Source organism: Caballeronia sp. SEWSISQ10-4 2 (assembly GCF_030464885.1).
In the GTDB taxonomy this organism is placed as follows: Bacteria; Pseudomonadota; Gammaproteobacteria; order Burkholderiales; family Burkholderiaceae; genus Caballeronia.
In genome coordinates this window covers 1-21931 of record NZ_JALPRJ010000109.1, presented here as the reverse complement: position 1 = coordinate 21931, position 21931 = coordinate 1, and the positions used below count along the sequence as shown (strand labels likewise).

Annotated in this window: 18 protein-coding genes; 11 read left to right on the top strand and 7 right to left on the bottom strand. The window is 60.6% G+C overall.

The window, feature by feature from the left end; all coding sequences use genetic code 11:
- Positions 1 to 136: 136 nt before the first annotated feature.
- From M0D69_RS39330 to M0D69_RS39305, 6 genes are all read right to left on the bottom strand, one after another.
- Positions 137 to 1108 (bottom strand): LysR family transcriptional regulator, encoded by a 972-nt coding sequence (locus M0D69_RS39330; protein ID WP_301787200.1) that lies wholly within the window; start codon positions 1106 to 1108, stop codon positions 137 to 139.
- Between the two features lie 277 nt (positions 1109 to 1385).
- Positions 1386 to 2027, bottom strand: a complete 642-nt coding sequence (locus tag M0D69_RS39325; protein WP_301787199.1) for a hypothetical protein — start codon at positions 2025 to 2027, stop codon at positions 1386 to 1388.
- A 37-nt stretch (positions 2028 to 2064) separates the two neighbouring features.
- Positions 2065 to 3459, bottom strand: a complete 1395-nt coding sequence (locus M0D69_RS39320) for a selenium-binding family protein (RefSeq protein ID WP_301787198.1) — start codon at positions 3457 to 3459, stop codon at positions 2065 to 2067.
- 296 nt (positions 3460 to 3755) lie between these two features.
- Positions 3756 to 3977: a hypothetical protein gene (locus tag M0D69_RS39315; RefSeq protein WP_301787197.1), complete on the bottom strand. Its 222-nt coding sequence runs from the start codon at positions 3975 to 3977 to the stop codon at positions 3756 to 3758.
- Positions 3978 to 4143: 166 nt separating this feature from the next.
- Positions 4144 to 4413, bottom strand: coding sequence for a hypothetical protein (locus M0D69_RS39310; RefSeq protein WP_301787196.1), 270 nt, complete (start codon positions 4411 to 4413; stop codon positions 4144 to 4146).
- 83 nt (positions 4414 to 4496) lie between these two features.
- The gene (locus tag M0D69_RS39305; RefSeq protein WP_301787195.1) at positions 4497 to 4757 is read right to left on the bottom strand and encodes a hypothetical protein; all 261 of its coding nucleotides are present in this window, start codon (positions 4755 to 4757) and stop codon (positions 4497 to 4499) included.
- Positions 4758 to 5136: 379 nt separating this feature from the next.
- On the opposite strand from M0D69_RS39305, the gene M0D69_RS39300 reads away from it, so the two are divergent.
- On the top strand, positions 5137 to 7152 hold the full coding sequence (locus M0D69_RS39300) for a serine/threonine protein kinase (protein WP_301787194.1): 2016 nt from the start codon (positions 5137 to 5139) through the stop codon (positions 7150 to 7152).
- Positions 7153 to 7171: 19 nt separating this feature from the next.
- On the opposite strand, the gene M0D69_RS39295 is transcribed toward M0D69_RS39300, so the two are convergent.
- The gene (locus M0D69_RS39295) at positions 7172 to 9034 is read right to left on the bottom strand and encodes an SUMF1/EgtB/PvdO family nonheme iron enzyme (RefSeq protein WP_301787193.1); all 1863 of its coding nucleotides are present in this window, start codon (positions 9032 to 9034) and stop codon (positions 7172 to 7174) included.
- Positions 9035 to 9077: 43 nt separating this feature from the next.
- On the opposite strand from M0D69_RS39295, the gene M0D69_RS39290 reads away from it, so the two are divergent.
- From M0D69_RS39290 to M0D69_RS39245, 10 genes are all read left to right on the top strand, one after another.
- On the top strand, positions 9078 to 9224 hold the full coding sequence (locus M0D69_RS39290; protein WP_301787192.1) for a hypothetical protein: 147 nt from the start codon (positions 9078 to 9080) through the stop codon (positions 9222 to 9224).
- 291 nt (positions 9225 to 9515) lie between these two features.
- A complete protein-coding gene (locus M0D69_RS39285) occupies positions 9516 to 9899 on the top strand; it encodes a DUF4399 domain-containing protein (RefSeq protein WP_301787202.1) in 384 nt (127 codons plus the stop codon).
- A 58-nt stretch (positions 9900 to 9957) separates the two neighbouring features.
- On the top strand, positions 9958 to 10386 hold the full coding sequence (locus tag M0D69_RS39280) for a DUF4399 domain-containing protein (RefSeq protein ID WP_301787191.1): 429 nt from the start codon (positions 9958 to 9960) through the stop codon (positions 10384 to 10386).
- A gap of 275 nt (positions 10387 to 10661) precedes the next feature.
- Positions 10662 to 10922: a hypothetical protein gene (locus M0D69_RS39275; RefSeq protein ID WP_301787190.1), complete on the top strand. Its 261-nt coding sequence runs from the start codon at positions 10662 to 10664 to the stop codon at positions 10920 to 10922.
- A gap of 205 nt (positions 10923 to 11127) precedes the next feature.
- Positions 11128 to 12555, top strand: a complete 1428-nt coding sequence (locus M0D69_RS39270; RefSeq protein ID WP_301787201.1) for an efflux transporter outer membrane subunit — start codon at positions 11128 to 11130, stop codon at positions 12553 to 12555.
- Between the two features lie 249 nt (positions 12556 to 12804).
- A complete protein-coding gene (locus tag M0D69_RS39265; protein ID WP_301787189.1) occupies positions 12805 to 15348 on the top strand; it encodes an FHA domain-containing protein in 2544 nt (847 codons plus the stop codon).
- Positions 15326 to 16699, top strand: a complete 1374-nt coding sequence (locus M0D69_RS39260) for an HlyD family efflux transporter periplasmic adaptor subunit (RefSeq protein ID WP_301787188.1) — start codon at positions 15326 to 15328, stop codon at positions 16697 to 16699. Before M0D69_RS39265 ends, M0D69_RS39260 begins: the two co-directional genes overlap by 23 nt.
- 51 nt (positions 16700 to 16750) lie before the next feature.
- The gene (locus M0D69_RS39255) at positions 16751 to 17503 is read left to right on the top strand and encodes a peptidylprolyl isomerase (RefSeq protein ID WP_301787187.1); all 753 of its coding nucleotides are present in this window, start codon (positions 16751 to 16753) and stop codon (positions 17501 to 17503) included.
- Positions 17504 to 17530: 27 nt separating this feature from the next.
- Positions 17531 to 20590: a peptidase domain-containing ABC transporter gene (locus M0D69_RS39250; RefSeq protein WP_301787186.1), complete on the top strand. Its 3060-nt coding sequence runs from the start codon at positions 17531 to 17533 to the stop codon at positions 20588 to 20590.
- Positions 20587 to 21879, top strand: coding sequence for a sigma-54-dependent Fis family transcriptional regulator (locus M0D69_RS39245; protein WP_301787185.1), 1293 nt, complete (start codon positions 20587 to 20589; stop codon positions 21877 to 21879). The genes M0D69_RS39250 and M0D69_RS39245 overlap by 4 nt, the downstream gene beginning before the upstream one ends.
- Positions 21880 to 21931 lie beyond the last annotated feature (52 nt).

Genomic DNA, 21931 nt, shown 5'->3' with positions numbered 1-21931 from the left:
AAGTCATATCAGAAATGACGTGCCGCCACGCACAGTGGCTAATAGTGATAAAAAATACGGCTAACTCCCGCAGACCACTAACAACGAAAGTAGCCCCCCGACCCCAACCCCAAACCCCAAGTGCAAACAAAACCCACTAAGCGATGGCATCCGGCCTGGCGCCATACACTTCGACCGCTGCATCATGCAACGCACGCAGCACAACGGTCGCAGCCGGCGACAATAATTGCGTTTGCCGGGTGATGATGCCGAACGCGTCCATGCGGCATGGCAACTCGATAGCCAACCGCTTCAGCGTGCCGAACTCCTCATACTGACGTGCGACCTCCTCGGGCACGACAGCGAGCATGTCGCTCTGTAGCAAGATGCCCGATATGGCGAGGATGTTGTTGGTATTCACCACGTTCTGCGGCAGACCAAGACCGATCTGCGAAAACACCATGTCGAACCGGTGTCGCAGCACGCTGCCGGGCGGATGCAACACCCAGCCCTCGTTGACGATGTCGCGCATGGTCAGGCCGGTTGCATGTTCGAGCGGATGCCCGGGGCGCACAACCACGCAAAGCGGTTCTTCGGCGATGGGCTCATAACGCACCGCTTCCTTGAACTGGCCCTGCCGTTCAAGTACGCGGCCGATCATGATGTCGAGATGACCCTGCGCGACGAGCGGTAGCATCACGTCCGAAGTCTCCACCTGCAGCCAAATCTGCAATTGCGGATAACGCGCCTTCACACGCGCAATTGCCATCGGCACCATGGTCGCGGCGGCCGCGGCAATCGCACCAATCTGCACCTGGCCGACGAGTCCCGCGCGCAAGGCGGAAATCTCATCGTGCGCCTGGCTGAGATTCGACAGCACCATGCGTGCGTGCCGGATCATTACCTCACCATACAGCGTGGCGTGCATGCCGTGAGGCGTCCGGTCGAAGAGCCGCACTTCCAGGACGTCCTCCAGCTCCTTCAATAAACGCGATGCTGCCGGCTGCGTCATGCCGAGCACGTCGGCGGCGCGGCGGACGTTGCCTTCCTCTTCCATTGCCGCAAGCAGCAGCAACTGCCGCGTCTTCAGGCGCGCGCGCACGAACCAGTTCGAGTAGCTTTGAGCCATCTCTGTCTGCCTACGCGTGGACTAAAACGACACTGAAAGATTCTTTGGTCACTTGATATGTCGGCGGTCTTTTCATTGTCGTTTTCGCTCAGTTGCTAACAAGGTTGCGGTACCGGGAAGGTACAGGTTTTCCATTGGGATCGGGCGAAACCCGAGCCCGCGGGAACGCCTCGCGGTCCGTGAAGTTTAATCGTAGCCGCTAAGCAGGTCGATTGCGAATAGCCGCATTATGAGCGCTTGGCAGTGGTTGCCTGGCAGCGGCCGCTTGGCGTCGGCGTCACGACGTGGCGATCAGCAGCAAGCCCGTGCCCACGAGGCCAATAATCCAGAGCCTGTCGAAGTTGATCCAACCGCGTCTGAGCACGCCGACTCCCAGCCAGTCGTAAACAACCAGGGCGATGCCGCCGGTCACCAGTAACGTGGCCAGGGTATGGACGCCGACGGCGGCGAGCGAGACCAGCAGCGCTCCAGACGATCGACCTGCCATTGAGCCGCACAAGGGTAGCAGCGCCGGGATCAGCATGAGGCCGGCGCCGTGAGCGCTGGCCATCAGGAACGACCAGGCGACGAGGCCGGCGGAGCCGGTTGTCATGCCCACACGCACCCTATGCCGATGGCCGTATCGTAGCTGGTACGCGGCCCAGGCAATGAGCAGAGCGCCGCTGGCGATGCGGATGAGATGGCTATCGACGACCAGGCCCGTCGCAAGCACGAGCGCAGCCACGACACCTATCGACAGCGCGTGACCCAGCGCCATCGGCGGGATGGCGAGAAGGACTACCCGCCGGCTGTGACGATGCAGACCGAGCGCGACAGCGAACAGCCAGCCCATCGCGGGGTTGAACCCGTGAAACACCCCAAGCCCCGCAATGGCAAACCACTCCCATGCCTGGCCCGGCGCGGCCGATGCCATATTCATGATGCGCGGATCGTGAGCGCCGCATTAGCGTCGCCGGTCACGGATAACAGTACGAGTCCGACGAGCAATCTCCGCCCTCGAGCCGCACCTGATGCGGCCGGTGCGTGGACGGCCACTCGACCAGAAAGCGCGGATCGAACTCAATGCCGCCCTCGGGCGATGCATCGAGCTTCACCATCCAGCCCTTGAGGCCATCGGGATAAAACTGTTCGTCGATGGCGCCGTAGAGCGAATTGGTGAAATACACGCGGCGGCCGTCGCGGCTTACCTCGACCATTTGCGGTCCGCCGTTCAGCCTGCGGCCAGCAGCCTTTGGGTGCGATTCGCGCGATACGATGCCGCCGATTCTTACGGTACCCGTGAGCTTCGGTGCGAACGGATCGGTCACGTCGTATTGCCGCAAGTCACCGGTGCCCCAGCAGGCGACGTACAGAAAACGGTCATCCATGGACAGGTCGATATCGGTGACTAGCGGAGGCACCGCACCGAAGCCTTTCAGCATGGGCGGCAACAGATCGGGGTCGGCAGGCTCGGCTGGAATCTCGATGATCTTCTTCACGCTCCACGCGTCACCGTCGCGATACCACGTCCAGATCGACGCAGATAAATCGTTCAGGCTGATCACTGAATTGACGAACCCATACGCCTTGGTTGGATCGTGAGCCGGACGAAGTTCGAACACGAGCTGGTTCTCAGCACCGAAGTCGATTTCCTGTTTATGCTTGCGCGTATGCAGGTCCCAGAAGTGCAGCTTGTGACCATATTTTCCACCAAGCAGAATTTCCGGGACGAGGCCGTTTTCGAATGTGGCAGGCAAACCCCATTCGCTCGTGACCAGGGTGTCATGACCGAGATGCCACCAGACGTCGTAGGATAGTTGCTGAGGACCGCGATCTATTTCCCATTGGCCCCGGATGTCGAAGGTCTCATGGTCCATCAGGAAAATGCCACCCGGCGCTTCGCCTTCCGCATTCCCCAATGCGGCTACATAAATACCCTCGGGGCCGCAATGAACCGTATGGGGCCGGGTATAACCGGCTTTCTCGGCCACTTCCGCAGGCTCAAGCACGCGCACGATTTTCGGATTACGCGGGTCGGCCTTGGTGTCGAGGATATGGATTCTCGACGATCGCAAACCCGGCACGACCAGATAACGGCGCTCGGCGTGCGGATGGGGAGCATTCGGACATAGACAGGAGCTGCACGCGTTCCAGCCGAAATGATGAAGTTCATCGCCCGCGTTGGGCATGGCAACGTTGTTAAGTAGTTGCGAATAGCTAGCCGACCCGGGGTCCACGTCGATAACGGCAATGGCATCCGGAACCTGTCGCGTGGGATCGAAACTGGCGACATAAGCGATGGTTTCGTGCGGGGCCTTCATGGCCATCCGCGGGGAGGGGTAGAAGGTTGGGTCCGGTGTCCAGGTAGCCATGCCAGTTCTCCAGGGAAGGTTTTATCCCTGGTGGCTTCGTAGAAGACGCACAAGGAATATCCGCAGACCTGCGGATTAAATATACCTTGTTTCCCGGAGTCAATTGACGGGACCGCTTGGCGTCCAAAGCTCGATTTCTTCTAAGGGAATGCCGTATGGCGATATGAGTTGGCTCAGGTCAATTTCCCGCCCGCCGCAAACGAGAGCCAGAAACGAGAGCCGCAAACGAGAGCCGAAAACGAGAATACCCGGCCAAGCGCTGGCCGGGTATTCTGTGCGCGCGTGCATCGGACAGTCTATTTGCGCGCTTTCCGTCCGGTGGTTTTCGCCGTCGGTTGAGGGACGGTAACGCCAATCTGGCTAGCCGGAAAATTGACGATCCTCGTGCTGCTCGCTGGTTTTGCGTACCAGCGCAGCGCCTGATGGGCGCTGGACCTCGCGCCGCCGACAATCGCGCTCATTGCCTGCTTGTCGAGCTCCACGCTGTCCGGTAAGTCCTTGATCAGAATAACGGCCATGGTGTCATCCATAAAAGGTGAGGGTTTCCATTCAGTTCAGTATAGGCAATTTAAGTCCAGGCAATTCAAACCCGGGCAATTCGGGCCGTTCAAAACGCCGGGTGCACCGCAGGAAGAATCTTCCGGCGGTGCACGTCGAGGCATGCGGACCTGCAATGCCCATGCTTCAAAAAGCGAAAGCTGCACCCGTGTTTGCGTACTGAGACGGACTGACGTTCAGGTGTAGCGGTCCGAAGCCGGCGCCGATTACGCCGACGTTGTTAAGGGCGTTGACCTGAACGTTCTGATACTGAATGATGTTCTGGTTCACATCGACGTTGACGTTGGCGTAAGCGCCGGCGCTGGCAAGCGACGAGTTGCCGCCGTGCACGTCCAACATCGCGTGACGGTCGAGTTCCCGGCTGTGAGGTAAATCTTGAATCATGATGGACGACATGGCGGTGCTCCAAGCTAAAAGGGTAACGGCGGCTTGAACGGGCAGACGGGAGGCCGTAAGACCCCCACGCATGCCACGCGGCTTTAGAAGTTGATCGTGTTGGTGCCGGTCTGCTTCGGCTTCACGTTCGAGTCGATATGCTCCGAGAACGCGACGTTGTTGCCGTTGTTGACCAGCGTGTTTTGCGACTGGTTGATCAGTTGCGTGGCGTTGAACGAGGATTCGTACGAGGACACGCTGACGCCGGGCCAGTAGCTGGGCAGCGTGCCACCGCGGACGGCCGACATGGCGCGGCTGTCGAGTTCTTCGGTGATGGACAGGTCTTTGATGGTGAGTGATTTCATGGCAGTTCTCCTAAGGGTTAAGCCAGGTGGCTTTAAAGGTTGGTGAGCATCTTGTCTGCTCGCTGGACACTAATGCATGGCCCGTGCCAGATGCGTCAATGAGCAATGAAATAATGCCGGGAGGCTTGCTGAGTAAGGCTTGGCCGAATCATGGCAGCGCGCGCCGCACAAGTCCGCTCGCCCGCATTGGAGCCGGGTGACGGTTTGCGGCCAACAGCCGGAGCCCGACCTGTTGGCCCCGGGACGACATGTGCCCGATCGAACATCCGGAACGAAACCATATTGCGAAAGGCAGGGCCGTCACCTAGTATCGAAACACAGCGAGTGCGGGTAACAACAGACAATATCTTCACTATGGAGCCGCGTACGAGCCGTACAGATGACCAGTCTTGCGCAAGCTATTCGAACCTTCCAAAGCAGCGGTGCGTCGCGTGATGAGTTTTTAACACTCATCGACAGTGCGTTGTCCGTCGACGACACATCGACCGGGCGGCTGCTGGAAATACTCCGCGAAGAACAAGCCCGGACGCCGCTGCCAGCCGATCTTTATGCGGCCGTGCACCGGCGGATCGAGCAGGCGTCGCTGGCAAGTCATGGCGCGAATTCCGATGAGACTCGCTTGCAGACCTCGCCCGGCGCTTTGCAACAACGGGTGACTCCGTCGACCGCCTCGCAATCTGCTTCACAATCCGCTTCGTCTGCACGCGACTTCGTGATGTCGCCGACTGATCAGGTCAAGGAAGTCGGCGATACCCTCAACGGGCGTTTCGTACTCGAGGAATGTCTCGGTGTGGGCGGCATGGGAACCGTCTACAAGGCGCTCGACCTGCGCAAGCTCGAAGCATCCGACCGTCGTCCGTACATCGCGATCAAGGTACTGAATCTCCAGTTCCGCGGTAATCCAAAATCGCTCATTGCACTGCAGCGCGAGGCCAAGAAGGCGCAGGCGCTCGGGCATCGCAACATAGTGACGGTGTACGACTTCGATCGCGACGGCCCGGTGGTGTACCTGACGATGGAGTATCTGTCCGGCAAGCCGCTGAGCCGGATCTTGCGCGCGCCGGACTTCAAGGGCATGCCGTACGCACAGGCGTTGCCTATTTTCACCGGCATGGCGAACGCGCTGGCCTATGCACACGAGCGCGGCTTCGTGCATTGCGATTTCAAACCTGCGAACGTGTTCCTGACCGATACCGCCGAGGTAAAGGTGATCGACTTCGGTATTGCCCGGGTGTTCCAGCGGCCCGAGGAAGAGACTGACGCGACCATCTTCGATCCCGGCAGCCTCGGCGCGCTGACGCCCGCTTATGCGAGTCCTGAGATGCTCGAGCATCGTGAGCCCGATCCCCGCGACGACATCTACGCGCTCGGCTGCACGACCTACGAATTGCTCACCGGGCGCCATCCTTTCGACCGTGTACCGGCGACGCAGGCACGCGGTTCGGGCCTGAAGCCACAGCGTCCCGATGGTCTGGGCACGCGGCAGTGGCGGGCGCTCAGGACGTCGCTGGCATTCGACCGCGAAGCGCGCATGCCGACTGTCGTACGCTTTCTGCAGGAATTCGGTGATACCCAAAAGCGTAGCGGTATCCCGGGCACCGCAGTCAAGGTGGCGGTCTCGGCCGGGGTACTTGCCATCGTCGCAGCGGGTGCCTATTTCTATGCGTCGTCGCATCGCGCCGCACAACCGGAGAACGTCGCTGCGGGACCGGCCATGCCGGCCGTTCCCTCGCTTTCGCTCGCAACGGTCACCCCCGTGCTCGCGAGCGTGCCGTGTTCGGCGCTGGTGGCGTCGGTGCAGGACCAGGCGCTTAATGTGAGCGGTTATCTCGGCCGGAGCTACGGCGCGCAGAAGTTGCGCAACACGCTGAGCGAGATTCCAGGCGTGCCCAATCCGGCCGTACAGGTCCAGGAAGTCGACGACGATAAATGCGCCGTGCTCAAGCTGATCGCGCCTTACCTGACGACCAGCCGGCCGGCATCGATTCATACGCGCAATCACGCTACCCAGTTGACCGAAGGCCAGCCGCTGGTCGTCGAGATCAGCACGCCACCCTACGAATCGTGGGTCAATATCGATTATTACCAGCTCGATGGCAGCGTGGTCCACATGCTGCCGAATGCGCGGTCGAAGGACAATCAGGCGCCGCCGAACTACGCTGCGACCATTGGCAGTGCGGGCGACTGGATCGTATCGAAACCGTTCGGCTCGGAGATGATCGTGCTGCTCGCAACACCTGCGGCCCTGTTCGATACGCCCAGGCCGGACAGCGAATCGCGGGCGGATTATCTGCGTGCCGTGGAAAAGCGGCTTGGCGAAATCGCGGACAAGTTCGGGCGCGACAAGATCGCCGTCGACCTCGTCCAGATCGATACACATCCCCGCAAACAGTAGAACGAGCGGCAAGCCCGCGTTATTTCATGTCGCGGGCCACGCGCATGCCGTTTTGCGATTGCCGCACACTAGGGCTGTATTTGAAGCGCGTGGACGACTGCATGTAGGCTGCGCCGTCGGGCCACGAGCCACCGCGGATCACACGCATGGGGCAGCCCGCTTCGTCCCACATGCGGCCATCCGGCGGCGCACCCTTGTATGAGCTGTGCCAGCAGTCGCCGACCCATTCCCAGACGCTGCCGTTCATGTCGAAGAGCCCGAAGGGGTTCGGCATGAACGAGCCGACATTCACCGGGCCATCCTTGCGCCACGGCTCGCCGCAGTCCTTGCAGTCGGCGTAACCCTTGCGCATCTCGTTGCCCCACCAGTAGGTCGTGGTCGTGCCGCCGCGTGCGGCATATTCCCACTCGGCTTCGGTCGGCAAGCGATACCCCTTGCCCGTTGTCTTGGCGAGCCACTTGACGTAGACCTGTGCGTCGTCCCAGCTCAGGTTGCGTACGGGTTCGGACTTCGAGGCGTTGGCTTCGGTATCGATACGCGGGCAGACCGAGGCATCCGCACACGCGTTCCACTGCTCGACGGTCACCTCGTATTTACCGATGGCGAACGGCTGGTTGATCGTGACCCGATGCACGGGACGTTCGGCGGGATCGTCGGAATTGCTGCCCATCGGGAAGGTACCGCCCGGCAGTGCGATCAGCGCCGGACAGGCGGCGCAGTCCTTGATCTCGCCGAAGGAGGAAGCGCTTGTCTTGACGGCGGGCTTAGGGGCGGGTGCGGGTGGCGGCGCGGAGGCGGCCACGGATTTTTCCGCTGGCGGTGGGGCAGGCGGAGCTGGCGGCGTGGACGCCGCAGGTGCCGCTGCGCGCGCATGGTCGGCCTGCGCTTGCGACGGCGCCTTTGGCGCAGCGGCGCGAAGCCGGTCGATGCGGGCATGCGCGAGCGTGGCGAAGCGGCCGTTAGGATATGCCTTCAAATACGCTTCATAGTCGCTCGGGTAGGTGCTGTCCTTGATCGATTCCCAGAAAGTGAGTTCGTATTGCTCGCTGCTATCCTTAGGAAGAATCCCCCGGCTTTGAAACGTCACGACGGTTTCGGTCCCGGCTGCCTGGCCGGCGCCGTGACGCGCTTGCCGGGCGGACGGGCCGAACTGAAAGCCGTTTGCAGCCACGGCCGCTCCTGCCGCCACCCACGGCACTTGCCGGCCACCTGTCGCCAGGCCCACGGATCGCGCGACATCATGCAGCATGTCTTCGATATTTCGCCCGGGTTGGTCAATCGCCCTCAACAATCCGGCGGTGTACATGCCATGTCGCGCGCCGTCGGCTGCGAATGCTCCCGGCGCAGTTGCATAAGCGACGATCGTCCGGTCCGGCGGCCGTGCGATGTTGACGTTACCGGCGTCGTACGGATTGTTCAGGCAGGTATCGAGCACGATCAGATTGAACTGGTCGCGGCGCGGCGCCGACATGCTCGCAAGGATGCCCCTTAAGTCGATGCCCTGCGTAAGCGTGGCCGCAGGCGATCCTTCCGCATCGACGGGCAGCAGCAGCGTGGATCCGCCGACTTGCAAACCGTGTCCGGCGAAATACAACAAGCCCACGCCCCCCTCAGCCAGGCGCCTGTTGAATTCGTGAATTGCTTCGTTCATTGCGCTGTTGTTCAGGTTCGAGTACGTCATGACCTCGAAGCCGAGACGGCTCAGCATCGCGCTGGTCGCCGCCGCATCGCGCGTGGCGTTGGCGAGCGGATGATCACTGTAACTCGCATTGCCGATGACCAGCGCAAGGCGGCGCGGATGCGCTTCGCTATTATTCTCGGCGGCGCCGCTGCCGAATGCGACCGCCCCGAGCAGGACCGCGAGCCCAAATTTTGGCCACATGAGTTTTGGCCACTTGAGTTTCGGCCACATGAGTTTTCGCCACATGTTCACACCCTATCTTTCCGGACTGATGCCGGTATTCGACGGCGCGCTCAAGGAACCGCGCCGGAGCTGCATGATCCGCACGAGCGCAGCGAGCGTTCACGCAGAATTCGATAGTCCGATGGGCGAGCATCACAATCAACCATAGCACGTGACTACTTCATATGAACGTGGTCGAGGCGGCGTAACGACGCAACGTGTCGTCATTAGCCCGGGGATTGGCCTTTTATGACGGACCAGTGTCTTCAATAAAGACGGATACCTAATTATTCAGACAATACGTTCCGTGAACCACAGCTTAACCGTACTCTCTCCGAGCATGTCTTTTTAACGGATTCCGTCCTAAGCTAACAAGGAGAAAAACGCGCACAAGATCCGGGAGAATACGAAAATGCTAAGAAGAACCGTCCTCGGCGTATTCGCTTTTCTGACGGTGCTGATGCCGTCGCGATCGTTCTCAGCGGCGCGCACCCCGTCGCCGCCCGGCGCGGAGGCGTTCATCATCTGGCCGCCCGACGGCGCCGTGATCACGGGCGGCAAGCTCTGGGTCCGCATGGGCCTGCGCAACATGGGCGTCTGTCCGAAGGGCGTCAACATCCCCAACGTAGGACACCATCACTTGCTGATTGATACGGAGCTGCCTCCGTTCGATCAGGAAATTCCGTCAGACCGCCAGCACTTGCATTTCGGTGCAGGCGAAACCGATGCGCGAATCGAGTTGCCGCCGGGCAAACACACACTGCAGTTGCTCATGGGGGACTACAACCACGTGCCGCATGATCCTCCGATTTATTCGAAGAAAATCACGATCACCGTGCGATGACGCGTGCGTTGCAGGGTGGATTTCAGGCGGGCTGCAGACTATGGGGAGGGCGTGGGCCATGAAGAAATTTTGCGCTGCCGCGGCGATCGCGGTTTCGCTGATATCCGGTGCCGCGCTGGCGGGCCCCACCACGGCACCGGCTAACGCTTACGCGTATATCGGTTACCCGAACAACGGCCAGACCGTTTCAGCGGGCAAGCCTTTTCGCGTCTGGTTCGGGCTGCGTTACATGGGCGTCGCGCCGCGCGGTGTGAAGTATCCGAACACCGGCCACCATCATCTGTTGATCGATACGGATCTGCCCTCATCGTTCGACGAGGAGATTCCCTCTGACCGGCAGCACCTGCATTTCGGCGCGGGCGAAACGGAGACCATGCTCGAGTTGCCGCCCGGCAAGCACACGCTGCAATTGCTGATGGGTGATTACGCGCACGTCCCCCACAACCCGCCGGTCTATTCGAAGAAGATCACGATCTACGTCAAATGAGTGCACGGGTTCACGCGAAGCCAGTGTCGCGCGTGAACCAACAGTTCCTTCTATAAGCGTTGGTTGCAGCCCATCACGCGAGTGCTGCGTGACACTTGGCCAGTCCCCTCCGCGACCGCGCCGTCATCCCGAAGATCCTTTACCAGAAACGCTCAGCGCGTCTTGAGCGCATTTATCTATCGCGCCTGGCACGGGCCATGCATTAGTGTCCAGCGAGCAGACAAGATGCTCACCAACCTTTAAAGCCACCTGGCTTAACCCTTAGGAGAACTGCCATGAAATCACTCACCATCAAAGACCTGTCCATCACCGAAGAACTCGACAGCCGCGCCATGTCGGCCGTACGCGGCGGCACGCTGCCCAGCTACTGGCCCGGCTACAGCAGCACGTCGGCCGACTTCTCGTTCAACGCCACGCAACTGATCAGCCAGTCGCAAAACACGCTGGTCAACAACGGCAACAACGTCGCGTTCGCGGAGCATATCGACTCGAACGTGAAGCCGAAGCAGACCGCTACCAACACGATCAACTTTTGATCTTCAGGCGCAGGCAGCGAAGATCACGCGGTCTTCGCTGCCGCACCCGGTTGTGAGCCAAGTCGAATTACACCTGTCCCGGAGTGAGATCATGAAAGTCATGTCGCTATCGGGTGGGCTGCCGGCCCACACCGCCAAGTTTTCTGCTCCGGGCGCTGCAAACATTCTGCTCGGACGGTTCGTGCTTCCGGTGCTGGCCTGCACGATGCTTCTGAGCGGCTGTATCGATGTCAATGTGCCGGTCTACAAGCGTCCCGACACACCCGCCAAGACCGAGTGGTCGAAAACGGCGAAGGCACTCGTCTCACCGGCCGACACCATCACGCTCGACTGGTGGAAGCAATTCCACGACCCGTATCTCGATTCGCTCATCGGCAAGGCGATTGCGGGCAACTTCGATATCAAGATTCTCGCGGCGCGCATCTCGGTAGTTGGCGGACAGGTCAACGAAGCGCGTGCGGGAGCACTTCCCACCGCAGATCTGGGCGCAGGAGCGGAGTTCGATAAAACCAGCCGGCAGAAATTCTCGAAGCAATACAACGTCGCGACGCAGGTGAACTGGGATATCGACATCTGGGGCGCGGTCGAGAAGGGCGTGCAGGCGCAGAAGGCCGAATATCGCGCGTCGGAAGCGGACTGGCGCGCGGGCTACCTGACGCTGGTCTCCGATGTCTCGACCACCTACTTCCAGATTCTCCAGTTCGATGACCAGATCGACCAGCAGCAAAAAACGCTGCGCACCAACCAGCAGATCCTGACCATCTATGAAGGCATGGCAAAGAACGGTCTAGTGCCGCGCACTCAGGTCCTGACGCAGCGTGCGGAAATCAATCGCATGACAAAAGACCTGCTCGAATTGCATCGTGACCGCGATCTGGCGAACAACGCGCTGGCCACGTTGATCGGCGTGCCTGCGGGCGAATTCACCGTGCCGTCGGGGCAACTCGAGAAGCGCGTGCAGATTCCGGTTGTGCCCGCCGGATTGCCGGCGCAGTTGATGGCGCGCAGACCCGATGTAGTGGCGGCCGAATACCGCGTGCTGGAGGCGTATGACGTTGTGGGACAAGCGAAGCTCGCTCAATTGCCCACCATCAGCCTCACGGGGCGTGGCGGCACGGCGAGTTTCGCCCTGACCGATTTATTGAAGTCCTTCACGTTCAGCTTCATGCCAAGCATCAATATTCCGCTGCTGGACCCGAGTGTCAGGGCGCACGTCAAGACGACCGAGGCGCAGACAATCGTGGTGGAACAACAGTATCGGCGCGCCGTGATGGGGGCGTTCGAGGAAGTGGAAAACGCGCTGGTCAACCTGGATGCGCATACGAAGCAGCGCACCGAACTTCAGGAAGAAGTGGAACACTTGAAAGTAGTGGCCGCGCAGATTGAAGCGCAACTGAAGGAAGGCGTGGTGTCACAGCTGGAGGTCTTCGAGACCGAACGTACGTTGCTTGCGGCAGAACTGGCGTTGCTTGAAAACCATCAGCAACTGCTTTCGGACACTGTCACGCTGTACAAGTCGCTAGGAGGCGGATGGCAGGCCGTCGACGTCCGGAACATGGATGAAGCCAGCGCCGCAACCGCCGCGCACAGCGCGCACGGCGAACCCAGTGCAAGTATGGGAACAACGAACTAAGCGAATGTCTGGGCGGCAATTTTTTTGGGGCAGTAGTGCGCATCGGCCAAAATCAATGTTCGGAATGCAAAGTGTTAGTTCTCAAGCGACAGATGTGTTGCTGAAGATTGACTACCGCACAGCGTGACTTACACTTCATTGCGTCACCGCAGTCGCTGCGGTTTTGTCTAACACGGTTCATCGGCATGAATGCGCGAGCTCGTTGCCCGGCGCCTGACACGTGATGAACGTTCTTCGAGATGTGGACACATGGCTCCTGGAGAAGCTTCCGTTGCCGAGGCTGGGCCGATGCTGCACAAGGCCTTCGACCTCTTGCTCGAGCCCGAGTCCCATCCCGCGGCCGTTGCCATTCGGATCGAAGAAAATTTGTTCGCAATCGGGCGCTCCGAAGCGCCGTTCGCCTCTTATGAAGCGGACGCCGTTGCGCAGTTATCGCGGCGGCATGCGCGGATTTTTATCGAGAACGGCGCGGCGTACGCGGCTGACCTCGGCAGCAAGAACGGCACGACGGTGAATGGTGTTGCACTGCGCGAGAAGCCCGTACGGCTTGAGAGCGGCGACGTCATAGGCTTTGGCGGAAAGCTTGCGTTCCGGGTTCGGATGGAGCCGCGCATTGCATCGCGAGCGCGCGCAGAGCGGGCCGTCCACATGACGCTCAAACCGGAGCGCGACGACCTCGGCCTGCATCCGGTCGAACTCACGCAGTTTCCGTTCTTGGTCAGCAAGGTGGACGAGACGTTCGCGCAATACGGCGACCGCTATCCCCATCAGGTTAACTATGTGTCACGACGGCACGCGCATATTTTCGTGCAAGCCGGCGTACCGTTCGTCGAGGATCTCGGCAGCACGAACGGCACCTTCGTCGACGGCAAGCGCCTGGGTGAAACCGCCGTGCCGCTCGAAGATGGCGCGTCGCTCGCGTTCGGCGGCAACCACTTCGCGTATACCGTGAGCTTGCAGCGCGAAGCGGAAACCGCTCCGACCACGACCTCCACGGCGACCACGACTGCAATGGGTCAGGCGGCTCAAGACGTGCCGGAGGATCTCGACAAGACCACCTTCATCACCACAGCGCATTCGTTCCTCGATATCTTCTGTGTCGACCAGGGCCAGTCGCCCGACGACGAGATCAACCGCGAGACCTTGCCCGACGCACGCGTCCCGGCACAGCATCGCTCTCGCAGCCGGTTCCTGCGCTTCGTCTCCGAACTTGGCATAGCGTTTGGCGGCGGTCAAGCCATGAAGCGCCGGGTGCTCTTCTATGGCCTTGCATTCATCGCAGCAATAGTCGCGATCGGCAGTGCGGTTTACTTCAGCGGGAACACCGAGCGAAATCTGAAGGGCTTGGTCGAACATGGCGACTATCGCAACGCAGTGACAGCCGCGAACGCTTACCTGGACAAACATCCGAACGATCCGCGGGCGACCGCGCTCGGCACGGAAGCGCTTCTCAAGGCGTATCTGCCGGATTGGCTCGACCATCTGAAGCGTCATGATCCCGGCGCCGCCCGGTCGGTGATCGCACAGATGAGGGCGCTCAGCGCGACCAACGCCGACGCGCGTTTTCTTGTCGATGAGATCGACTGGATCGGACGGCTTGAGGCCTTCATGACAAGCCGCGCGGGAGTGGACGCCCCGATCCGGATCTATTCCGACGAAAACCGCATGAGCGAGTTGTTGAAGCAATGGGAGAGCGATCCGAGCGGTCATCAACGGCGGCTGGACCGGATTGCGTCGACGGTGCCCGCGTTCAGGGATCTGTACGCCGTTGCGCTCAGCCATCTGCGCAAGCTCGAGAGCGACGACTCTGTCTATCTGGCGGCTACCGAGCGCCTCAAGGCGAGTATCGAGAAGGCGTTGGCGCCGGGTGGCGATCCCGCGGCGCTAAGCGGCGAGTTAAGCGATTACGCTGACAAATACCCGCGCCTGGCAGGCCTCGATCGATTGCAGGACGATCTTCGGCAATACCTCGCGCTCGACCACGCCATTCAATCGCGTGCACTGGGCTCGCTGATCGATGCCATGCAGAAAGCGCGCTTTGCGACTCCGCCATTCCAGGCGCGGCAGCGTCAGCTAGAAGCGGGCAGCTTGCCGTCGCCGGATATCGTGCAGCGTTACATGACCGTATCGGATGCATGGAAGAACGGGAAGACGGAGCCGGCCATGGCGGGCCTTCGATCCATGGCGAGCGGACCGTGGGCCGACGCTGTCGGCGCGGAGCTTTCGCACAAGCAGGCGGTGGCCGGCCAATTTGCGGACCTGCAAAAGTCGCGTGGCGCGCAGGGCTATGACGATCGCGTACTGTCGTTTTACGAATCGCTCGATCCCGCCGCCGATGTCTGGTTTGCGAACGCGGTCCAGCCGGATATTGGTGCGCTGAGGCAGAAGGCGCTTGCGCGAGCGGATGAGTGGCTCAACCGGGCGCAGACGGCGTGGGCGCAGTATCGGACCAACGGGGCGATCGGTGGTGACCAGCGGCTCGAGACCGGCGTGTCCGACGGCTTCAAAAAGCAGGCGAAGCTGCTCGCCGACGCGCAGGCCGACGTGCAACGCGCCGCACAGCTGTTTCATCAGTTGAAGGCCGATCGCAGTGCACTAGCGGACAAGCTGCTCGCCGAAATCAACGCGGAAGTCGACTTGCAGCGGCGCTCGCTGGTTCAGTTGGCGCCCGTGCTGGACCCACGGCTGCTGAGCAGCAAGCTGGGGTTGATCGGTGGGGATAAAAACGGCGATAAAAGCGCGGATAAAAGCACGCTCAAAGGAGCGAACGGTGAAGAACGACGGGCGCCTTAAATCTTTCGCGGAGTCGCTAGGCGACCACAGCGTCGAGGGCATCTCGATCCTCGTGGCGGAGCCGGCGCGGCTGACGCAGGCGCTCATCTACGCCATGGTCGCGCTGGTTGTGAGCGCGCTCGTGTGGTCGTTCGTCGGCCGGGCGGACGTGATCGTCACGGCGCAAGGCACGCTTGCGCCAGAGTCGGAAGTGCGGCGGTTCTATGCGCCTATCGACGGCGAGCTGGCCGACGTTTATATCGCAGAAGGGCAGCCGGTTTCGAAGGACGACGTGGTCGCGCGGCTCAACGCACGAGGCGCGATCCAGGCCGCGACCAACGCGCTGGAAGCGCAGTTGAAACTCGATGACGCCGAGCGCGACTGGAAACAGTTCCCCGAAAAAAAGCTGCTGATGGAGCGCAAGGCGGCCGCATTGAAAGATCAGATGGAAGTGGAAGAGCATTTGAACCAGACGCGCGTGGCCGAGGGAACGACCAAACTGGCCGAGGGGCAGAAGGCGCAGCTCGCCGGAGCGCGTACCGAGCTGGACAACTCCCGCCGTGCGCGCGACGCCGCGAAACAGGAACTGGACCGCTACGCGCGGCTGCTTGCGTTGCCGGGCGGTGGCGGGGTATCCGAGATTCAGGTGGAGAGCAAACGCAACGCCTATATGGAAGCGGATAACGCGGCCCGGATCGCCCAGTCGAAACTCACGGAACTGGATTTCCGCCTCAGTCACGAATACTCCCAGGCGAAAGCGCAACTCGAAACCAGCGGCCAGGAAGCGATCAGCCTTAAGCTGCAATACGAATCGGCGATGCGCGAAATCGCAAGCGCAGGCGACAAGCTGCGGCTGCAATTGCAAACCGCGAGACTGGTTGCCGATGCAGCCGACCGTATCCGCTTCGAAAATATCGATAAGGATAACTTCCTGCTGATCCTGGCGCCGGTGTCGGGCGTCATCACGGACGTCACATCGACGCAACCCGGCGACAAGATCCAGGCCAACACGCCGCTCGGCGGCATCGCGCCCAAAGACGCGCGGCCAGTGCTGAAGATCGAGATAGCAGAACACGACCGCGCGTTCCTGCGGGAAGGGCAGGCGGTCAAGCTCAAGTTCAATGCGTTTCCGTATCAGCGTTATGGGTTGATAGACGGCACGCTTGAATTCATATCGCCCGCGACCAAACCGTCGCCGGAGACGAAACAGCCGGTCTATGAAGGACGAGTGACGCTGGCACGCGACTACTACCAGGTGGCGGATACGCGCTACCCGCTGCGCTACGGCATGACGGCGACCGCGGAGATCGTGGTGCGCGAGCGGCGCCTGATCGATCTCGGACTCGATCCGTTCCGGCAGGTGGCGGGCTGACGGGGGCGACTGCCATCGACCGCTTTGCATGTTCAAAAAGGGGCATAAGAAATGACGGCGATTGTGCGAATAGACGATGAGGTCGTCGATGCCGACGAGTTCATCCGGGTGTTGAAACTGACCGGGCAATTCGAGGGACTCGTCGAGCAACTGGTGCGCGACAAGCTCACCGTGCGTGCCGCGAAGAAGCAGCGCGTCGACGTGTCCGAGAGTGAGATCCAGGTTCGCGCCGATCAGTTCAGGCGCGTGCGTGGCCTGCACCGTGCCGCCGACATGAACCGCTATCTCGATGCGCTCGGCGTGAATCTCGACGAGTTCGAGGCGTTCATCACGGACACGCTCTATCAGGAAAAGATGCTCGAACAGATTGGCGACGACGCTGAAGTGGAAACGTATTTCAAGCTCAATTCACCGCGCTTCGACAGCGTGGAGATCAGTCATATCGTGCTAGAAACACCGAGCCAGGCGAAGGAAATGATCTCCTATCTGCAGGACGATCCGGACAGCTTTACGGAGATGGCGCGCGAACATTCGATCGCCGACACTCGCGAGCAAGGTGGTGTGCTTGGCAAGGTTTTGCGCGGGTCGCTCGCGGCCGAGATAGAAGCGAAGGTGTTCAATGCCGCAGCAGGTGACCTGCTCGGGCCGTTCCCTACGCCCGACGGTACCGCCTATGAAATCTTCGCGGTGACGGCGAAACGCCCCGCCGTGCTGGACGCCGACGTCGCGGCCGAAATTCGCCGCTTGTTGCGCGAGCAGTGGCTGCAGGCGCGGGCGCAGGAACACATCATCGAAGCGCGCTAGGCGCGGCGGACGACAGGAGGCGAGCACATGGACGTACCGCAGAAACTCGATTCCCCGGCCACTTTCCTGTCGTCCGTGGAGATCCTCTCGCCGTTTACTCCCGAGGAAATCGAACAACTCGCCGAGCATGCGGAGAGCCGCTTTCATGCATTCGGCGAGACCGTGTGCAATGCCGGCGACACTGCGGATGGACTGTTTGTCATCAAGGCCGGCTCGGTGCGGATATTCACTGAAGAAAACGGCAAGGAAATCAGCATGGGCGTGCGGCGCGAACGGGAGGTGTTCGCCGACATCGCCATGCTGCGCGAGTACCGGCACGAATCGTCGGTACGTTCATCGGGCAAGACGGAACTGCTGTTCATCCCGCGCCGCGTGATCGAGCCGATTGTCGCGAACAATCCGGCAGCGCTCGCGTTTGTCACGAGCTACGTAGCAATCAGTTCGGCAGGCGGTTTTGTCGCGAAGCTCTTCGACCTGCGAGGCAAGATCGACAAGGCCGAACTGGAGGCGTCGGTGCGTAGCGTCGGCGTGAAGCGGGTGAGCGCGGGCAAGGAGATCCTGCATCAGGATGCACGCGACGACCGGCGTCTCTACGTGGTCCGGCAAGGGGAAGTACGGATCGTGCGCAAGGAGGGCGCCACCGACTATCTGCTTGCTACCTTGAGAGCAGGCGAAGTCTTCGGAGAGAAGGCTTGCCTGCTGCGGCAGGAGCAGCAGGCCACGGTCATCGCGAACGTGGATACGCGCCTACTGGTGGTCCCCGAAAAAACCGTGCACCTGGTGCTCGAGCGCAACCCGAAGCTGCGCGAGGTGCTGGAAGACCGCATCCGGTTTACCGAACGCGAGTTGCAGCGTCAGAAGAAACTGGAAGAACGCCGCACGTTGCCGGCCATGCTCGACCTGCACTCAAAGCCAGAGTTCGGCGAGCGCGTAATACGTCGATTCGCGTGGGTCCAGCAGGCCGAGGAAATGGATTGCGGCGCGGCCAGTCTCGCGATGATCTGCAAGCACTACGAGATCCCGATGACGCTCGGTAAGCTGCGCGAACTCGCCAATGTCACGACCCAGGGCGCGACGCTCGACAGTCTCGCGCGAGCCGGTGAAGTACTCGGCTTCACGACGCGTGGCGTGCAGTGCACCTTCGAGTCGCTGCGCGGTTTTGAACTGCCGTTCATCGTCCACTGGGAGGGATACCACTACGTGGTGGTGTACGGCATTTCGAAGGATCAGGTATGGGTGGCGGACCCGGCCATCGGTTTCCGCAAGATGGACGTGAAGGATTTCGAGCGTGGCTGGAGCGGCACATGCCTGCTGTTTACGGCACCGCCTGAGCTTGCGCAAGCTGCCGTCGCGCGCTCACCGTGGGTGCGGTTCGTCGGATACCTGAAGCCGTACAAGAAGATCCTCGCGCATCTTTTCCTTGCGACGTTTGTGATCCAGGTGCTTGGCGTGATTCCGCCGCTCATCATCCAGAATATTCTCGATGGGGTGATCGTTCACCAGAACATCGGACTGTTGCATCTGCTGATTGTCGGCCTGATCATCTCCAACGTGTTCTCGCAACTGATGTCGACCATCCGCGCGTATCTCGCGAACTTCATGGTTCGCAACATGGACTTCGCGATGATGTCGCAGTTCTTCCGCCATACCTTGTCGCTGCCGTTCTCGTTCTTCGCCAAGCGCAAGACTGGCGACATTTTTGCGCGCTTCCAGGAAAACCACACCATTCGCGCGTTCCTCACTGAATCGACCGTGACGACAGCGCTCAACCTGCTGATGGTCTTCATCTACTTCACGATCATGTTTCTCTACAACGTGAAGATGACCCTGCTGTTGATCGGTTTCGTGATTCCGATCATGGCGCTTACCGCGCTCGCCACGCCGAAGATCAAGGGCTATGCGCGGGAAGTCTTCTCCGCTTCGACTGAAGCCAAGTCCTTCCTGATGGAAGCGCTAGGCGGCGTGGAAACGATCAAGGGCATGGGCATCGAGCGCACGGTGCGCCTCAAGTGGGAGAAGAAATACGCGAAGTCGCTGGAGGTGCAGTATCGCGCGCAGGCGTTCAATATTGCGGTGTCGTTGGGGAGCCAGGTGCTGAATACGGCGACCACGATCGCGATTCTTTGGGTCGGCGCGAACATGGTGCTCACGCATGAGATGACTATCGGTCAGCTGATTGCGTTCAACGCGTTCATGGGAAGCGTGTTGACGCCGCTGATGGGCCTGATCGGTTTGTGGAGCCTGCTCAACGATGCAGGCGTAGCCATGGAACGGCTGGGCGATGTGCTGGACATGGAACCGGAGCAGAAGCCGGAGGATCTTCCGTCGCGCATCATGCTGCCGGACCTGAAAGGCGAGATCAGCCTGAACAATGTGTATTTCCGCTATGGCAGCGACGACACGGCCTACGTGCTGGAGAACATCAGCTTTGACATCAAGCCGGGTGAACTGATTGCAATAGTCGGTCGCAGCGGTTCGGGAAAGACCACGCTTGCCAAGCTGCTGGTCGGCTTTTATACGCCGACCGAAGGGAAGATGGTGGTTGATGGTTACGACCTGAGCGTGATCGATAAAAACGTGTACCGCGCGCAGATAGGTTATGTCATGCAGAGCAACCTGCTGTTCTCAGGGACGATTGCAGAAAACGTTGCAAGCGGCGACGAAGCGCCGGACCGCCGGCGCATTGAAGAGGCCGCCAAGATGGCCGATGCGCATGCGTTCATCAGCAAGATGCCGCTGGGCTATGAACAAATTGTCGGGGAGCGTGGCGTTGGTTTGTCGGGTGGCCAGATCCAGCGGCTCTGCATCGCGCGTGCGCTTTATCACGATCCGCGCCTGCTCGTTTTCGACGAAGCCACCTCCGCGCTCGACACGCAGTCTGAAAGCAATATCCTCGGCAATATGCAGGAGATCCTCAAGGGTCGCACGGCCGTGATCATCGCGCATCGGCTCAGCACGATCATGCGCGCCGACAAGATTCTCGTGTTGTATGAAGGCGCGATCGTCGAACAGGGGCGCCACGATGAACTCGTAGCACGCAAGGGCATGTATTACCAACTCGTGCAAAAACAATTGAGCGCCGCATGAAGATACTCGACGATATCGAAGACCTGCCCGCCAGCCCCGCGACTTCGTATGCGGCACTGCTGGAGAAAATCGAAATTCTCCGCTCGACGCTGCGCTGGTCGTCGCGCATGGAGCGCCCCGAAATCGAGAAGCTGCTGAGACAGGCGAGCGTGCTGCGCGACGACGTGATGCAGTTGTCGCACAGGGAGCGTTTTGTGCAGGCGGCCGTCTCGGAGCCTCAGCGTGTGCCCGGATCGCCGCGCGAACGCCGTGAGGCGTTGCTTGCGCGAAGCTTCATATTCGAAGGTACTTTCGGCGATAACCCGAAACTCCTGGAGGCGCTGGAAATTGCCGAAAAGGCGGCGCCGACCGATCTTCCCGTACTGGTGGACGGGGAAAGTGGTACGGGCAAGGAGCTGATGGCGAAGGTGATTCACGCAAACGGCGCGCGTGCGGACAGGCCGTATATATCGGTGAATTGCGGTGCGATTCCTGACAATCTGCTGGAGTCCGAACTATTTGGTCACAAGAAAGGCGCGTTCACGGGGGCATCGAATGATCGGAAGGGAAAGTTCGAAAGCGCGCATACCGGCACTATCTTCCTCGATGAAATCGGCGAGCTGCCGCTTGCCGGCCAGGTCAAGCTGTTGCGGGTGCTCGAGGCGCATGAAATCCAGCGCGTTGGATCGGATGAACCCATAGCGGTGGATACGCGCATTGTGGCCGCGACTAATCGCAACCTGCGGCGCATGAGTGAGGAAGGGCGCTTTCGTGAAGACCTGTTCTATCGGCTCAGCGTGATTCATCTGACCTTGCCGCCGTTGCGCGAGCGGCGCGACGAGATTGCGCTGCTGCTCGCGTATTTCGGCGACGAAGCCGCGGCAGCGCTCAAGCGTCAGCCGGTGAAGATGACACTGCGGCTGCGCGAGTTCCTGCGGACCTACGACTATCCGGGCAACATCCGCGAATTGCGTAACCTGATCTACCGGATCGTCTGCCTGGCGCCGGAAACGGCCGACATAGAGCATCTTCCCGTCGATATCCGTCCCGGTAATTCGACGCCCATGATGAGCGGCATTGTCGCCGGCGCGGTTTCGCTCAGCGATGCCAAGCGCACTGCCAGCGATGAAGCAGAGCGCGCGTTTCTCGAGCGCGGCCTGCATGAAGTGGGCGGGACGGTCGCGGAGCTGGCGCGGCGCTTCGAGATGAATCGCTCACATGTGCAGATGCTGCTGAAGAAGCACGGCCTGCATTCGAAGGATTTTCGCAATCACGCCGCTCCTGCAGTGCAGAAAGACAAGGACAGCTAGTCTTACTGTGTCACAAAGTTTGAGGTCGAATCCGTGTGTGTTTAATGCTTAG

Coding starts and splice junctions, on each gene's coding strand:
- M0D69_RS39310 (WP_301787196.1), bottom strand. CDS start 4,413: ATGTCGTCCATCATGATTCAAGATTTACCTCACAGCCGGGAACTCGAC.
- M0D69_RS39330 (WP_301787200.1), bottom strand. CDS start 1,108: ATGGCTCAAAGCTACTCGAACTGGTTCGTGCGCGCGCGCCTGAAGACG.
- M0D69_RS39275 (WP_301787190.1), top strand. CDS start 10,662: ATGAAATCACTCACCATCAAAGACCTGTCCATCACCGAAGAACTCGAC.
- M0D69_RS39320 (WP_301787198.1), bottom strand. CDS start 3,459: ATGGCTACCTGGACACCGGACCCAACCTTCTACCCCTCCCCGCGGATG.
- M0D69_RS39285 (WP_301787202.1), top strand. CDS start 9,516: ATGCCGTCGCGATCGTTCTCAGCGGCGCGCACCCCGTCGCCGCCCGGC.
- M0D69_RS39265 (WP_301787189.1), top strand. CDS start 12,805: ATGGCTCCTGGAGAAGCTTCCGTTGCCGAGGCTGGGCCGATGCTGCAC.
- M0D69_RS39315 (WP_301787197.1), bottom strand. CDS start 3,977: ATGGCCGTTATTCTGATCAAGGACTTACCGGACAGCGTGGAGCTCGAC.
- M0D69_RS39280 (WP_301787191.1), top strand. CDS start 9,958: ATGAAGAAATTTTGCGCTGCCGCGGCGATCGCGGTTTCGCTGATATCC.
- M0D69_RS39305 (WP_301787195.1), bottom strand. CDS start 4,757: ATGAAATCACTCACCATCAAAGACCTGTCCATCACCGAAGAACTCGAC.
- M0D69_RS39250 (WP_301787186.1), top strand. CDS start 17,531: ATGGACGTACCGCAGAAACTCGATTCCCCGGCCACTTTCCTGTCGTCC.
- M0D69_RS39270 (WP_301787201.1), top strand. CDS start 11,128: ATGCTTCTGAGCGGCTGTATCGATGTCAATGTGCCGGTCTACAAGCGT.
- M0D69_RS39245 (WP_301787185.1), top strand. CDS start 20,587: ATGAAGATACTCGACGATATCGAAGACCTGCCCGCCAGCCCCGCGACT.
- M0D69_RS39325 (WP_301787199.1), bottom strand. CDS start 2,027: ATGAATATGGCATCGGCCGCGCCGGGCCAGGCATGGGAGTGGTTTGCC.
- M0D69_RS39255 (WP_301787187.1), top strand. CDS start 16,751: ATGACGGCGATTGTGCGAATAGACGATGAGGTCGTCGATGCCGACGAG.
- M0D69_RS39295 (WP_301787193.1), bottom strand. CDS start 9,034: ATGTGGCCAAAATTTGGGCTCGCGGTCCTGCTCGGGGCGGTCGCATTC.
- M0D69_RS39290 (WP_301787192.1), top strand. CDS start 9,078: ATGTTCACACCCTATCTTTCCGGACTGATGCCGGTATTCGACGGCGCG.
- M0D69_RS39300 (WP_301787194.1), top strand. CDS start 5,137: ATGACCAGTCTTGCGCAAGCTATTCGAACCTTCCAAAGCAGCGGTGCG.